At 66.2% G+C, this 14,438-nt stretch carries 12 protein-coding genes; 6 read left to right on the top strand and 6 right to left on the bottom strand.

The window, feature by feature from the left end:
• Window positions 1-22 precede the first annotated feature (22 nt).
• Complete coding sequence (locus BMX04_RS12565) at window positions 23-1,456, bottom strand: FAD-linked oxidase C-terminal domain-containing protein (protein ID WP_074787018.1); 1,434 nt, start codon at window positions 1,454-1,456, stop codon at window positions 23-25.
• A gap of 121 nt (window positions 1,457-1,577) precedes the next feature.
• Here BMX04_RS12565 and BMX04_RS12560 point away from each other — a divergent pair, with 121 nt between their 5' ends.
• From BMX04_RS12560 to BMX04_RS12550, 3 genes are read left to right on the top strand one after another with little or no spacing between them, the layout of a single operon-like run.
• A complete protein-coding gene (locus BMX04_RS12560; RefSeq protein ID WP_074787016.1) occupies window positions 1,578-1,988 on the top strand; it encodes a CopD family protein in 411 nt (136 codons plus the stop codon).
• Window positions 1,961-2,716 (top strand): DUF599 domain-containing protein, encoded by a 756-nt coding sequence (locus BMX04_RS12555; RefSeq protein ID WP_244888545.1) that lies wholly within the window; start codon window positions 1,961-1,963, stop codon window positions 2,714-2,716. The genes BMX04_RS12560 and BMX04_RS12555 overlap by 28 nt, the downstream gene beginning before the upstream one ends.
• 36 nt (window positions 2,717-2,752) lie before the next feature.
• A complete protein-coding gene (locus tag BMX04_RS12550; protein WP_074787141.1) occupies window positions 2,753-3,112 on the top strand; it encodes a hypothetical protein in 360 nt (119 codons plus the stop codon).
• 256 nt (window positions 3,113-3,368) lie between these two features.
• Here BMX04_RS12550 and BMX04_RS12545 read toward each other — a convergent pair whose 3' ends face one another.
• Genes BMX04_RS12545 through BMX04_RS12530 form a run of 4 tightly spaced genes read right to left on the bottom strand, consistent with a single transcriptional unit; the run spans window position 3,369 to window position 10,060 of the window.
• Window positions 3,369-5,417: a hypothetical protein gene (locus tag BMX04_RS12545; RefSeq protein WP_074787014.1), complete on the bottom strand. Its 2,049-nt coding sequence runs from the start codon at window positions 5,415-5,417 to the stop codon at window positions 3,369-3,371.
• On the bottom strand, window positions 5,414-8,173 hold the full coding sequence (locus tag BMX04_RS12540) for a DUF4159 domain-containing protein (RefSeq protein WP_175477364.1): 2,760 nt from the start codon (window positions 8,171-8,173) through the stop codon (window positions 5,414-5,416). Before BMX04_RS12540 ends, BMX04_RS12545 begins: the two co-directional genes overlap by 4 nt.
• Window positions 8,170-9,051: a DUF58 domain-containing protein gene (locus BMX04_RS12535; protein ID WP_074787010.1), complete on the bottom strand. Its 882-nt coding sequence runs from the start codon at window positions 9,049-9,051 to the stop codon at window positions 8,170-8,172. The genes BMX04_RS12540 and BMX04_RS12535 overlap by 4 nt, the downstream gene beginning before the upstream one ends.
• A gap of 1 nt (window position 9,052) precedes the next feature.
• Window positions 9,053-10,060 carry an AAA family ATPase gene (locus tag BMX04_RS12530; RefSeq protein WP_074787008.1) on the bottom strand — a complete coding sequence of 336 codons (1,008 nt, stop codon included), beginning with the start codon at window positions 10,058-10,060 and terminating at the stop codon, window positions 9,053-9,055.
• Between the two features lie 69 nt (window positions 10,061-10,129).
• Here BMX04_RS12530 and BMX04_RS12525 point away from each other — a divergent pair, with 69 nt between their 5' ends.
• Together BMX04_RS12525 and BMX04_RS12520 are read left to right on the top strand one after the other, a co-directional pair.
• Window positions 10,130-10,711 (top strand): DUF1285 domain-containing protein, encoded by a 582-nt coding sequence (locus tag BMX04_RS12525; RefSeq protein WP_074787006.1) that lies wholly within the window; start codon window positions 10,130-10,132, stop codon window positions 10,709-10,711.
• 117 nt (window positions 10,712-10,828) lie between these two features.
• The gene (locus BMX04_RS12520) at window positions 10,829-12,448 is read left to right on the top strand and encodes a DUF4139 domain-containing protein (RefSeq protein ID WP_074787004.1); all 1,620 of its coding nucleotides are present in this window, start codon (window positions 10,829-10,831) and stop codon (window positions 12,446-12,448) included.
• Between the two features lie 75 nt (window positions 12,449-12,523).
• Here BMX04_RS12520 and BMX04_RS12515 read toward each other — a convergent pair whose 3' ends face one another.
• Entirely contained in the window at window positions 12,524-13,003 is a 480-nt protein-coding gene (locus tag BMX04_RS12515) for an invasion associated locus B family protein (protein ID WP_244888544.1), read from the bottom strand.
• A gap of 237 nt (window positions 13,004-13,240) precedes the next feature.
• Between BMX04_RS12515 and BMX04_RS12510 the strand changes: the two genes are divergently transcribed.
• The gene (locus BMX04_RS12510; protein ID WP_074787002.1) at window positions 13,241-14,236 is read left to right on the top strand and encodes an asparaginase; all 996 of its coding nucleotides are present in this window, start codon (window positions 13,241-13,243) and stop codon (window positions 14,234-14,236) included.
• The last annotated feature ends 202 nt before the right edge of the window (window positions 14,237-14,438 follow it).

The raw sequence follows: 14,438 nt of genomic DNA, 5'->3' as shown, positions 1-14,438 counted from the left end.
TGAAACCCCCGGGTTGATCACGTCAGGCTGCGCGCCGCGGGTCTGAGGAATCGAGCGGAAATACCTTGGCCGGGTTGAGCAGCCACTTGGGGTCGAACACATCCTTGACGTCCATCTGCGCGGCCAGATCATCCGGCGCATATTGATGCGCCATCAGGTCGCGTTTCTCGATACCCACGCCATGCTCGCCGGTGAGACATCCACCCACCTCGACGCAGAGCTTGAGGATCTCCGCGCCGAATTCCTCGCACAGTTCCAGATCGCCCGGCTTGTTGGCATCGAACAGGATGAGCGGATGCATGTTGCCATCGCCCGCGTGAAACACATTCGCCACGTCCAACCCGTACTGCGCCGACATCTCGCCGATGCGGCGCAGAACGTAAGGTAGCTGGCTGACCGGGATGGTGCCGTCGAGGCACATGTAATCGTTGATATTGCCCATTGCACCAAAGGCCGATTTGCGGCCCAGCCAGATCTTGGCGCTTTCCTCGGCGGACCGGCTCTGGCGCAGTTCCACCGGGTCATGCTGGCGCGCGATCCCCTCGATCAGGGCCAGTTGCTCGTCGATCTCGGCATCCGATCCCTCGACCTCGATGATCAGCAACGCCTCGCAATCGGGATAGCCCGCCTTGGCGAAATCCTCGGTCGCGCGGATGCAGGGGCGGTCCATGAATTCGATCGCCACGGGCAAAACGCCCGCCTTGATGATATCGCTGACGCAGGCCCCGGCCACCTCGTTCGAATCAAACCCGATGAGAACGGGCCGCGCGCCCTCTGGCTTGCGCAGGATGCGCAATGTCGCCTCGGTCACCACGCCCAATTGCCCCTCGGACCCGCAGATCAGACCCAGCAGGTCATAGCCTTCGGCCTCCAGATGCGCGCCGCCCAGTTCCATCACGGTGCCGTCCATCAGAACTATGGTCACGCCCATCAGGTTGTTGGTGGTCACCCCGTATTTGAGGCAATGCGCGCCACCCGAATTCATCGCGATATTGCCTGCGATGGCACAGGCCAGCTGGCTTGACGGGTCCGGCGCGTAGAAGAACCCATGCTCTTCGACCGCCCCCGTGACGCTCAGGTTGGTGCGCCCGGTCTGAACCCGGATAAAGCGGTTGTCGTAATCGGTCTCCAGCACATCGGCCAGCCGCGCCACGCCGAGGATCACGCTATCCGCCGTGGGCAGCGCGCCACCTGCCAGCGACGTGCCAGACCCGCGCGGCACCACCGGCACACCCATCTCGTGACAGATCGCCAGCGCCTCCGAGACCTCTTGCGTCGAGGCGGGCAGGATCACCGCGAGCGGCGGGCATTTATAGGCGGTCAGCGCGTCGCATTCATAGGCCCGCGTCTCGGCCGCGTCGGTGATCACCGCGTCGGCGGGCAGAACCTCTTGCAGACGCTCTACAAGCGCGGCCTTCTTGGCGAGAATGGCGGGATTCGGGTCAGGCATTTGCATATGCGCACCTCCTAAAATTGGTAAAACTATATAACCAATTTGCCGATGTTGCGAGTCCTTTTTCATCGGCGCGACCCTCTGACACTTGCGCAGCTTGGCGCGCTGGGGCAAGGGAAAGCACATGGATTGGGTCAAGATCATACATATTCTTTGCGTCATGGGCTGGATGACGTCGATTTTCGCCGTGCCGCGCGCGCTGATCTACTGGCACCGCGAATGGGACAGGCTGGGCGAATTCGGCCCGCTTGGCGACCTGACCATCCGGCTTTACCGGTTTTCGCTCGGTCTCGGCGTGATCGCCATCGCGACCGGGCTCTACCTCGCGAATTGGCTGGGCTGGCCGGCGTGGACACATCTCAAGCTGGCGCTCGTACTGGCGCTTGCCTTGCATTACGGCTGGACCGGGCGGCTGGTGCTGCGGGCCCGCAAGGGCATATTTTCCGAAAACGACCGCTTTTTGCGCATCTTCAACGAAATCAGCGTGTTCGGCGCGATTGCGGTTCTATGGGCCGTGGTCGTGCGCCCGTTCTGAGCCCGATGGACGCCTTGCCGCCAGAGCTGTCGCATTTCACACTTCCCGACCTTGTCGGTGTGCTGCTGCTGCTCGGGGTCTGGATCGGTATGACCCTGCTGATCGAGAATGCCCCGCGCCGCTGGCCGTCCACCTCCAATCTGATGGCGGACTACCGCCGTGAATGGATGGTACAATTCGTCGATCGCGATCCGCGAATCTTCGACTCTCAGGTGATCGGGCAATTGCGGCAGGGAACCTCGTTTTTCGCCTCGGCCACGCTGATTGCCATTGGTGGCGCGCTGGCCCTTCTGGGCGACCTGGAACGGGTGATCGGCCTTGCCGGGGATCTGAGTGCCGGGCAACGCCCGATCATCGTCTGGGAGGTGAAAATTCTCCTGATCGTTCTGTTTCTGGTCAACGGCTTTCTCAAATTCGTCTGGTCCAACCGGCTGTTCGGCTATTGTGCGGTGCTCATGGGGGCCGTGCCGAACCAACCGGATCATCCGGCGGCCTTGCCTCGGGCGCGCAAGGCCGCAGAGATCAACATCACCGCCGCGCGCGGGTTCAATCGGGGGCTTCGTGCGCTCTATTGCGCGCTTGCCGCGACGGCCTGGCTGCTCGGGGCTTATGCGCTGATCACGGCGGCCACGATCACGGCGCTGGTCCTGCTCCGGCGCGAATTCGCCTCGGCCTCGCGCGCGGTGCTGATGCAGCCCGATACTGCGGAAAACCACACACAGACGTGAGTGCAAGACAAGCGTTTTCGCGCTATGGTGGAGGGTATGAAACAGATCATCTCTTGCCTTGCCGCCTGTTGTCTCGCCACTGCCGCCACCGCGCATGAGCCCGCGATTCTCGACGTTCAGGTCGAGAAATCGGGGATGTCCTGGCGCGTTGATGTCACGCTCGAGCATCCCGATACCGGCTGGGACCATTATGCCGATGGCTGGGAAGTGCTGGACGCCGAGGGCAATCGCCTTGGATATCGGGTTTTGCATCATCCACATGTGAACGAGCAGCCGTTCACCCGCTCGCTCACGAACCTCCAGATTCCCGACGGCACCCGCGAGATTTTCGTCAAGGCGCATTGTTCCGTCGATGGCTGGAACGATGAGCCGGTGCGCGTCGAACTGGAGCCGTAGGGCAGGTTTTGGCCTTAAACTGCCATTCGACTTGTGCCCTTCCGCGCGGAATCAAGGTGCCGCAGGCACTGCCGCGCAGCGCCCGACCGCCCCCTCGGGCGGGCGCTTTTGCAACGTATCAAGCCATTGATAACGCTAGAGTGTTTGGCTGGCATAAAGTGCGGTCCACCGAGGCTGCTGCGCCCACCCGGCGGTCGGGCACCGCGCGGCTCATCTCTGAAACCGCCAAGGTCCGCTCCAGGCCCACCCTCGCCCCTTACCTACGCCCCTCGCGCAGCCAGCCCGCAAGGATCAGTCCCGAGACCAGCAACAGCACCAGCCACGGCGGCAGTAACGCCATCTGGCTCACGCTCATCGTCTCATAGGCCCCGCGCGGGGTAATCCCGATCCAGCCGCGCCCGGCGGCGGGGCGGCCCTCGCGCACCTCGCGGATACGCGGCACCCCGTCGGCCATCGCCTGTACGCCGCCATTGGTGGCGTCGATCACCGGGCGCAGGGCGGCATCGCTGGCAATCGTGCGCTCGAACTCGACCGGGGCCGCTGGGCCGAGCCCGATCACCGCGCTCTCCTCGCCATTCTCCAGCCGGTAGAGCCCGATCTCGGGCCCGTCATAAAGCGTCTCGAACCGTCCGGGCGAGACCTCTTCGAGTTCGCGCTCCACCACCTCGCCCGAGGGTGTGGTGATCGTGACCGGCCCGACCTCATCCGAGAGCGACCGGCGGATCACGCGCATCTGTTGGCCCGTCGCCTCGGCCCAGAGTGCCTCTTCCTCAAGCTCCGGTTCCTTCATCATCCAATGCGCCAGACGGCGCAGCAATTCGAGTTGCGGCCCGCCGCCCTCGAACCCGCGCCCCCAGAGCCAGGCATGATCCGACGCCAGCAGCGCCACGCGCCCCTCGCCGACGCGGTCGAGCATCAGGAGCGGGCGGTCGCCTACGCCGGACATGACCACATCGCCGCCCGTCGGCGTCACCTCGATCTGCCGCATCCAGCGGCCCCACTCGGCGCCGAAATCACGCTCCAGCCCTGCGGTAACGGGGTGACGCTCGCCCAGATCGGTGACGTCGGGGCGATAGCCCTCTTCGACCACCCGTGCGGTGGGGCGGGCGGGCACAAGTTCCTCGAACGGGCCGCGATAGATGCTCTCGGCCCCAGCAAAATCCGGACCAGCCGCCAGCAGCACCGCGCCGCCCTTTTCGACATATTGCCGGATGTTTTCGAGGTAGATCGAGGGCAGGATGCCGCGACGGCGGTAGCGGTCAAAGATGATCAGGTCGAAATCATCGACCTTTTCAAGGAACAGTTCGCGCGTCGGAAAGGCGATGAGCGACAGTTCCCGCACCGGCACGCCGTCCTGTTTCTCGGGCGGGCGAAGGATCGTGAAATGCACGAGGTCCACCGAGCTGTCGGATTTCAGCAGGTTGCGCCATGTCCGCGTGCCGGGATGCGGCTGCCCCGAGACCAGCAGCACGCTGAGCCGGTCGCGCACGCCGTTGATCTGCACCAGCGCGGTGTTGTTGCGGTCGGTGAGCTCGCCTTGGGCCATCGGCGTGGTAAATTGCAGCACGTTGCGCCCGCCATGCGGCAGGGTCAGCGGCAGGGTCATTTCCTCGCCCAGAGGCACCGAGAAGCGGCGTGGCTCTTCCCCGTCGATGGAAATGTCGAGCGGCACTTCCTCGACGCCGTCGGGGGCCGCGCCGTCATCCTCGATGGTCAGAGTGAGGCGTACTTCCTCATCCAGAATGGCGAAGGCCGGGGCATTGTCGACGCGCAGGCGCCGGTCCCAGTCGCCCTCGCGCCCACTATGCAAAAGGTGCAGCGGCGCGGGCATGTCCGGCGCGCGGTCGGCATCGTGAATGCGCCCGTCAGAGAGCATGATCACCCCGGCGATGCGGCCGCGCGGTTCCTCGGCCATGGCCTGTGCCAGGGCTGTCATCGCCAGCGTGCCGCCATTCTCGGGCGCATCCGGCACCGGCACGCGCCGCACTTCGGTATTGTCGCGCGCCTCGAGCCGCGCGGCGAGCGCATCGGCAGTCGATTGCGTCATCGTCTCGCGGTCGCCAAGGCCCTGACTGGCGCTTTCATCCTCGACCAGCAGCACGATATCGCTGAGCGGGGCGCGATCCTCCTGCTGATAGGCGGGGCCAAGCAGCGCGACCAGCACCACAAACCCAGCCAGTGCGCGAAACGCCCAGCCCGAGAGGCCCCGCCACAGTGCAAGGGCCAGCCCCGACGCCACAAGCAGTGCCAGCACGGCAATCAGCCAGACCGGCAGAAGTGGATCAAAAATCACGCTGCCCGTCATTGGCCCAACCTGTCCAGAAGAGCAGGCACATGTACCTGATCGGATTTGTAATTGCCGGTCAGCACATGCATCACCAGATTGACACCAAAGCGGTAGCTGAGTTCGCGCTGCCGCTCTCCGGCATAGCCGCGCCCGACCGGAAAGAGCGGATCGCCGCGCTCGTTCACGGCCCAGGCGGAGGCCCAGTCATTGCCGCCGATCACCACCGGTGTCACCCCGTCATTGAGATTGCGAAACGGCATGCCCTCGATGCGTTCGGCATCAGGCGGTGCAGCTTCGACCCAGACGGCGCGACCGGTGTGACGGCCCGGAAAATCGCTGAGCAGATAGAACGTGCGGGTCAGGACGTGATCCTCCGGCACCGGCTCCAGCGGGGGGATATCCAGCGGGGCGGCCAGCCGTTGCAGCCGCGCGCCATTGGGCGAGGAGGCCCCGAAGCCCGCCACATCGGCGTCGCGCGTGTCAAAAACGATCATGCCGCCGCTGCGCAGGTAGTCGTTGAGCTTCACATAAGCCTCTGCCGACGGGGCGGGCTGATCCGGGGTGATCGGCCAGTAGAGGATCGGGTAGAAGGCCAGTTCATCGGTTTCAAGATTGACGCTGATCGGGGGATCGGGCTCGATCGAGGTGCGGAAGGTGAGCATCCGCCCCAGTCCCCGCAGCCCTGCGCGCGCGGCATCGTCCACCTGCGTGTTGCCAGTGATCACATGGGCCAGCACCACCTCGGACGTCGCTTGAATCGCGCGGGCATCGTTTTCCTGCGCCTGCGCCTGTTGCGGCGCGCCAAGGCTAAGCGCCAACACTAGAACCGCCGCCGCGCGCGCAGGCCAGAGCCGCCCCGAGAGCGCCAGCGAGGCCAGAATATCCGCCGTCAACAGCACAAGCGCGGTCGCGAGCAACCACCCGCCAAGCGGCGTCTCGGGCGCGCGGGCCAGACCCTCGACGGGGATGCGCGCGGGCCATGTCATTGGGGTCAGGGTTGTCTCGGCTGTCACCACGTTGCGCGCCACGCGCCGCTCCGGCCCGTCATAAAGCCCCGGCAGGAGATTCGGGCCAAGCGGGGCATTGAGCACGTCCTCGCCTGCCACGCCGGGCCGCGTGCCCGCGTCATCCAGCCGTCCGAACCCGTCGAGCACCTCGACCGGCTGCCATGTGGTGCCCTCCAGTTCCGCCATGTCCGGCGGGGCCATGGCCGAGGACACCGCCAGCCGTTCCAGCATCTGCACGAAGAGGCCCGAGAGCGGCAGGGACGACCATTCGGCATTGGCGGTCACATGAAAAAGCACGACCTGCCCCGCGCCGATGCGCTTGCGCGTGACCAGTGGCGTGCCGTCGGTTAGTTGCGCGATCACCCGCTCGGCCAGCGTCGGATCGGGCTGTGCCATGACCTGCGCGCTGACCGTCACGTCACCGGGAATATCGAGCCCCTGAAACGGGCTGCCATCGGGGAAGGGGGCGAGTGCCTTGGGCTCTCCCCAGCTCATCGCGCCGCCCACCGTGCGACCGCCCGCGCGCAGGCGCACCGGCATCAGCGGGGCCTCTTCGCTGCGCGACACATCACTTGCGGCGACGCGTGGCCCGGCAAAGCGCAACAGCAGCCCGCCCTTTTCGGCCCATTCGAGCAAGGCCGCCTGCTCGGCACCCGAGAGCGTCGCTACATCGGCGAGCACGATCACATCGGGGTTGGCGGGCAGCACATCCATCAGCGCGCCGTCGAGCAGGTCGGCGGTCGGCACCAGGGCCTGTTCAAGGTAATGCAGCGGCGACAAAAGCTCCAACCCCTCGCGATCCTCGCGACCGGCAATCAGCGCCACCTCGCGCCGTTTTAGCCCGTCATCGGTGAGCGTGACGGCCCCGGCCTGAGTCTCACCGGCGATCTCGAAGCGGGTGACGCGGGCGCGCAATTCGGGCGGCAGCGACAGCGCGCCAGTGGTCTCGGTCGCCTCGTCCTCAAACGTCATCGGCAGGCTCGCCAGCACGCGCGGGATGCCTGCGGGGTCGAGGCCGTGGGCATTGACGGTGATCTCGCGTGTGCCGCCGGGCACGGCCCGCAGCGCCGTCAGATCGACCAGCCCATCGGACAGTTGCGCGGGGCGCAGGGCCATCACCGCGCGGGGGCTTTCATGCACCGTAACCGGCCCGCGCGCCTCCAGCGCCTCCAGCAGCGCGTCGCGCCCGTCATGCGCCAGCCCGTCCGAGAACCAGCGCGTCTCGAACCCGTCTTCGCCCAGCATCTCTGCCACCGCTTCCAGCGTCTCGGGGGTGGGGGCCCAGGGCGCGGGTGTCAGCCCCGGAAGGCCGGTGCGCCATGTCTCGGCGGCGCGAAAGATCGGCGCTTCGGGGTCGCTCAACTCCATGATCGCGGCGGCGCGCCCGTCGCGGCCCGCCTCGGCCAGAAGGCCGTCCATCACCGCCACTTGGGCGTTCCAGTCCCGCGCGTTGGCCCAGCTTGCGTCGGTCACGATCAGGAGCGGCAGGCGGCTTGCCGCCTCGCCGTCCGCGCGCGGGTTGAGCACCGGCCCCGCCAGCCCCACGATCACCGCCGCGACTGCCAGCATCCGTATAAGCAACAGCCACCACGGCGTGCGGTCGGTCACCGTGTCGTCATCGGTCAGCCCCAGAAGCAGCGCCACGCCGGGAAACCGCCGCCGGATCGGCGCGGGCGGCACGGCGCGCAGGATAATCCACAGGATGGGCAGGGCGGCGAGTGCCAGCAGCAGCCACGGCGCGGCGAATCCGATGGGACCAAGCATCATGTGCCCGCCCCCTTGTCGATCGCGCGATAGAGCCACAGAAGCGCTGATTGCGCCGAATCGCCGGTGTGATGCAGGCCGTGCCGCCAGCCGGTCGCGGCACAAAGCGCGGCCAGTTCCGCCTTGCGCTCGGCCAAACGCTCCAGATAGCGTTCGCGCAGATCATTCGCCTTCAGCGTCTCATGCGCCAGCGTGCCGCCCATGCTCTCGAAAATCGTGCGCCCGCGATAGGGAAACGCCTCTTCCGCCGGGTCGAGCACCTGATAGACCACGCCGCGCACCCCGCGATCCGCCGCCTTGGTCAATGCGGCGCGCAGCCCCGCCAGATCGCCCATGAAATCCGAGATCAGGAGCGCCCGGCCATGTGGCACGAGGCCGGCCATGTCGGGGCTTGCGTAGTCGTCGTCGCTGTCGAGGGTCAGGGCCTGTGTCAGCCGGGCCAGCTGTGCCTGTCCGCGCCGGGGGGGCAGGGCGGTGCCGGTGAGGCCCACCCGTTCGCCGCCGCGCAGCAACAGCACCGACATCGCCAGCGCCAGGAGCCGCGCGCGATCTGCCTTGTCGGGCAGGCCCTTGTCCGAGGAAAACCGCATCGAGGCGGCGGGATCGACCCAGAGCATGACGCTCTGCGCGATTTGCCATTCGCGTTGCCGCACGAATTGCGCGTCGGACCGGGCCGAGCGGCGCCAGTCGATCATCCGGCGGCTGTCGCCCTGCTGCACCGGGCGGTATTGCCAGAAATCGTCGCCTTGCCCCGCGCGTCTGCGGCCATGCTCACCCAGAAGGACGGTGCCCGCCAGATGCTCGGCCCGCGCCAGAAGCGGCGGCAGGCGCGCGGCCTCTGCCTCGGCGCGGGGGCGCAGGGTATGGACGGTGTCTTCCATGTCAGGCGGCGGCCTGAACCTGTGTCACGTCCTCGACCATGCGCGCGATCAATGCGTTGAGGCTGTCGCCGCGTGCCCTTGCGGCGAAATTGAGCGCCATGCGATGCCCCAGCACCGGCTGCGCCATCGCCGCCACGTCGCTGGCGTCGGGCGCGAGACGGCCCTGCAACATCGCCCGCGCCCGCACCGTGAGCATCAGCGCCTGTGCGGCACGAGGCCCGGGGCCCCAGGCGACGCTCTCGCGCACCCTGTCATCGGCGCTCGCATCCTCGGGGCGGCAGGCGCGCACGAGATCGAGAATGACCTCCATCACCTTTTCGCCCACCGGCATGCGGCGCAGCATCTGTTGCGCGTCGATCAGCTCTTCGGGGGCGAATACGCCATGCGCCTCTTCTTCCTCGGCTCCTGTCGTGGCCAACAGGATCGCGCGTTCGGTGTCGCGGTCAGGGTATGGAACCTCGATCTGCACCAGGAACCGGTCAAGCTGCGCCTCGGGCAGGGGGTATGTACCCTCCTGCTCGATCGGGTTCTGTGTGGCCAGCACGTGAAACGGCGGGGTGAGCATGCGGTTCTGCCCCGCGACCGTCACCTGCCGCTCCTGCATCGCCTGCAACAGCGCCGATTGCGTGCGCGGGCTGGCGCGGTTGATCTCGTCGGCCATAAGAAGCTGGCAAAAGATCGGCCCTTCGATGAACTTGAACGCGCGTTTTCCGTCCTCGGAGGTCTCGAGCACCTCGCTGCCGAGAATGTCGGCTGGCATCAGGTCGGGGGTGAACTGCACGCGGTTGGTATTGAGCCCCATCACCGTGCCGAGCGTTTCCACCAGCCGGGTCTTGCCCAGACCGGGCAGACCGATGAGCAACCCGTGCCCGCCGCACAAAAGCGCCGAGAGAGACAGGTCGACCACCCGCTCCTGACCGATGAACCGCCGCGTGATCGAGGCGCGGGCCTGCGCCAATTTGCCTTCCAGCGCGTCGAGACCGGCGAGAAGATCGGGGTCATCGGTCATGGCAAAACTCCTGTCAGAACTATATCCTAGACCTAGAGTGTATCGCGCTAGACAGAAATGGCAAAAGCAATGAGCACAGAATCCGTCACAACACCGTCAGCCGAGGGCATCGCCGCCTCTGCCCGCGCAGTCGCGAAAGAGGGCCGGGGATTGCCGCCGGTGCAGGACTGGAACCCACCGTTTTGCGGCGATCTGGACATGCGCATCGCCCGTGATGGCACATGGTTCTACCAGGGCACCCCGATCACGCGGCCTGCATTGGTGCGGCTCTTTTCGACAATTCTGTGTCGCGACGGGGATGATTACTTTCTGGTCACCCCTGTGGAAAAGGTCGGGATCACCGTCGATGATGCGCCGTTTGTCGCCGTCGATGTCGAGGCGGAGGGCACCGGGCAGGATCAGACCCTGCGATTCGAGACCAATGTGGGCGATCACGTCACCGCCGGGCCGGACCATCCGATTCGGGTGGAGCGCGACCCCGAGACCGGAGAACCCGCGCCTTATGTGCTTGTGCGGGCGAATCTCGAGGCGCTCATCGACCGCAAGAGCTTTTACCGCCTCGTTGAGATCGGGGATCGGCAAGACGGCTGGTTCGGCCTGTGGTCGGGCGGCGCGTTCTTTCGCATCATCCCCGAGGACGAATTACCCTGACCGCCCGGCTTTGCTGATCGGTCGCATGGCGTGAATCCGCGCATCGCTGCGTCGCGCGCTTGCGCTTCGAGGCCTGTGGTCGGAAGTATCCGTCAGGTTTTTCAGGAGTCTTGCCCCATGCGTGCCCTATGTCTTCCGCTGTTGCTCGTGGCCTCCCCGGCTCTTGCCGATGATATCGCGCTGTCCAGCCGGGTCAGTGCGGTGACCCTATATCCGCAAGGTGCGACCGTGATCCGCGAGGTGCCCTTTGCTGCACCGGCCGGGACGCATGATCTCATCCTTGCCGATCTGCCGCGCGGCACGCCGCTCGGGTCGGTGCGGGTCAGCGTGGAGGGCGCGCGTATGGGCGGGGTGACGACGCGCCGCGATTACGTGCCGCCCCGCGACATGGCCGAAAGCACCGAACTCCTCGCGGCCCGCGCCGAGGTGGAACGGCTGGAAGAGGCGATGCGCACAGCCCATGCGCGGATCGAAGATATCCGGCTCGAGGCCGAGGCAGCGCGCGCCCGGCTCGCATTTCTCGACCGGATCGGGCAGGGCGACGGTGTGGCGGCGCTGGAGATCGACCGGCTGCGCGCGCTATCGCAGATGATCGGCACCGAGACCCTCGCCGCGCGGCAGACCGCGCTGGAGGCCACCCGCCGCGCCGACGCCGCCGAGCGCGCGCTCTCCGATCAGCAAGAGGCGCTGGAGGCGGCGCACAAGGCGCTCAAGGCGCTGGTCCCGGAGGAGGAGGCGCGCGCAATGCTCGCCGTTGCGGTATCGGGCGACACCGCCACCGAGGGGCGCATGATCGTGACCTACACCATCGCCGATGCGGGCTGGCAGCCGCTTTACGATCTGCATCTCGCGCGCGACAGCGGTGCGCTGCGGATCGAGCGCGGGGCCCTTGTGCGTCAATCGACCGGCGAGAACTGGCAGGACGTGGCGTTGACCCTTTCGACCGCGCGCCCGTCCGAGCAGACGCAGCCCGGGCAGATCTGGCCCTGGGTGCCGCGCATCGTCGCCCCCGAAGAAATCCGGCCCCTTGCGCGTCAGAAAGGTGCCGATGCGCTCATGTCGATGGCCGCGCCCGCGGCGGAGATGGAGCGTGCCGTTGTCGCCGACGCCGATTTCGACGGTCTGTCGGTGACCTACAGCTATCCGGATCCGGTCGATGTGACCACGGGCGCCGATCACGTGCGGCTGATGCTGGGGTCGCTGGAGGCGCAGGCCGAGATTGTTGCGCAGGCCGTACCGATGTTGGATCAGACCGCCTATCTGATGGCGGAGTTCACCAACGACACAGACGAAATCCTGCTGCCGACAGCCGAGGCGCGGTTCTATCTCGATGGGCGCTACGTGGGGCAGCGCGGCCTTGGCCTGATCGCCGCCGGGGACGAGGCGGACCTGTCCTTCGGCCCCATCGACGGTCTGCGCCTGAGCCGCACGCTGCGCGACCGCAATGAAGGCGACCGGGGCCTTATCCGCAAATCGAACGAGATGACAGAGGCCGTGGTGATCGAGGTCGAGAACCTGACCGGCATGGCCTGGCCGCTACGCGTGCTCGACCGGGTGCCGGTGTCGGAACAGGACGATCTGGAGATCACCTGGAGCGCCACGCCCAAGCCCACCGAAGAAAATGTCGATGACATGCGCGGCATCCTCGCCTGGGAGTTCGACCTGCCCGCCGAAGAGACGCAGACCATCCGGCTCGACACTGCGATGGAATGGCCCGAGGGCAAGGTGCTGCGCTGAACCGAGACAAATCAGCCATGAAAAAGCGGCGGTGCCGATCCGGCCCGCCGCTTGATTTACCCACGATCCGCCGCGTTACTGGCAGCGTTTCTCGGCTTCTTCGACCGCGGCGGTGTAGCCCAGCAGCGAGAAGGTGTCCTTGGTCTGGGTGCCGCGGGCCGAACGCGCGGTCAGCACGGCATCGGCCCCGCGTTTCATCGCCGCGAGGATCTGGGCGTCATCGTTGACGTCGGCGGGCCAGGCCCATTCGCCTTCGGTGAACAGTTCGAACTCGCTGCCGCCGATGTTCATGTTGACGGTCGAGCCGCCCGCGAACGGATAGCCACCGGTAAAGGTGATCTGACCCTGCACTCCCGCGCCGGGCCGAAAGAACGTCATCAGCAGGATATCTCCCCGCCGCACGGCAACGACGCGACCGTCACGCGTGTTGACGGTTTCCGTAGGGGCCGATACCGCCCAGCATTCGCGTGGGTCGGTGTCCTCGAACACGCTCCATGCGGTCTTGGCGGCGACCTGATTGGTGCTTGTTTCCTGCGCCAGCGCGCCGGTTGTCATCCACCCGACGAGCGCGAGTGCAATGCCGCCTGCAATTCGTGATACCATGTGTCCAGCCTCCAAGCTGTCCTGAGCCTCAATTCCAAGGGTCGCTTGCATTCCTTTACGGAATTCTTTTGAGATGCGACCAGTCCTGTCTCGACAGTGCAACATTAGCCTGAAACAGGCGAGAAATGAAAGACGGTATTGGCGGATTTTCGCACACGCCGCCATGGTCCGTCGAACCGGAGAAGCTGCATGACCCATCCCATCCCTCTTACCGAAATCTGGCGTGGTCCGCGCCCCGAGAGCGTGCATCTGGGCCATGCCGTGATTTGCGACGCCTCGGGCGGGATCGTCGAGGCCTGGGGCAATCCCGAAGAAGTGGTACTGCCACGGTCCTCGTCCAAGATGTTGCAGGCGCTGCCGCTGATCACCAGCGGGGCGGCGCATGCCCATGGGCTGACCTCCGAACAGCTGGCACTGGCCTGCGCCTCGCATGAGGGGGGCGAGATACATACCTCTCGCGTGCGACGCTGGATCGACGGTCTGGACCTGACTGATTACGATTTTCGCTGCGGTGCGCATATGCCGTGGGACAAGGCGGCGCATAAGGCGCTTCTATGCTCGGGTACGGCGCCCTGTCAGTTGCATAACAATTGTTCGGGCAAGCATGCTGGGTTCTTGACGCTCAATCGCCACTTGGGCGGTGGGCCGGATTACGTGGAACCAGACCACCCGGTGCAAAAGGCGGTGGTCGAGGCGTTCGAGGAAATCACCGCCGAAACGTCGCCCTATTACGGGATCGACGGCTGTTCGGCACCCAACCCGGCCTGCACTCTGCACGGCATGGCCCGCGCGATGGCGTGGTTCGCGGCTGCGTCCGAGACCGGCGGCATGGTCGAGAGCGCCGCCGTGCAGCTCTGGCAGGCGATGGTGGCCCATCCCGAACTGGTGGCGGGCGAGGGGCGCGCCTGCACCGAGTTGATGCGCGCCTGTTCCGAGCCGGTGGCGCTCAAGACCGGGGCTGAGGCATTCTTCATCGCGATCCTGCCGCAGCGCAAGCTGGGCGTCGCCCTCAAGATTGCCGATGGCGGCACGCGCGGTGCGGAATGCGCCATCGCCTCGATCCTCGTGCGGCTTGGCGTGCTCGACCCCGAACACCCGACCGCCCGCAGGTTCCGCAATGCGCCGATCACCAACTGGCGCGGCATCGAGACCGGGATGATCATACCGGCCGCCGCTCTGGCCTGAGTCGCACCGGTCGGCAATGTTCCACTGATATGCAGGACGCGCCATTCCGGCGGCGTTTCGCTCGAATGGCTGGGTCACGCGGGCAGGTTCCCGCCCGCCCGGTTCGGGCGGCGTTGTCCCGCCTATGCGGCCACTGCGTTTTGGCTGATTTTCGCAAGTTTTTCAGTCATTTGGGGCAGTCCGATGACAGCGGGCCAATGCG

It is taken from the genome of Roseovarius tolerans, from assembly GCF_900109855.1.
GTDB lineage: Bacteria > Pseudomonadota > Alphaproteobacteria > Rhodobacterales > Rhodobacteraceae > Roseovarius > Roseovarius tolerans.
Note: the sequence above shows the minus strand (reverse complement) of the source record. Positions and strands in the feature narration are given on the sequence as shown.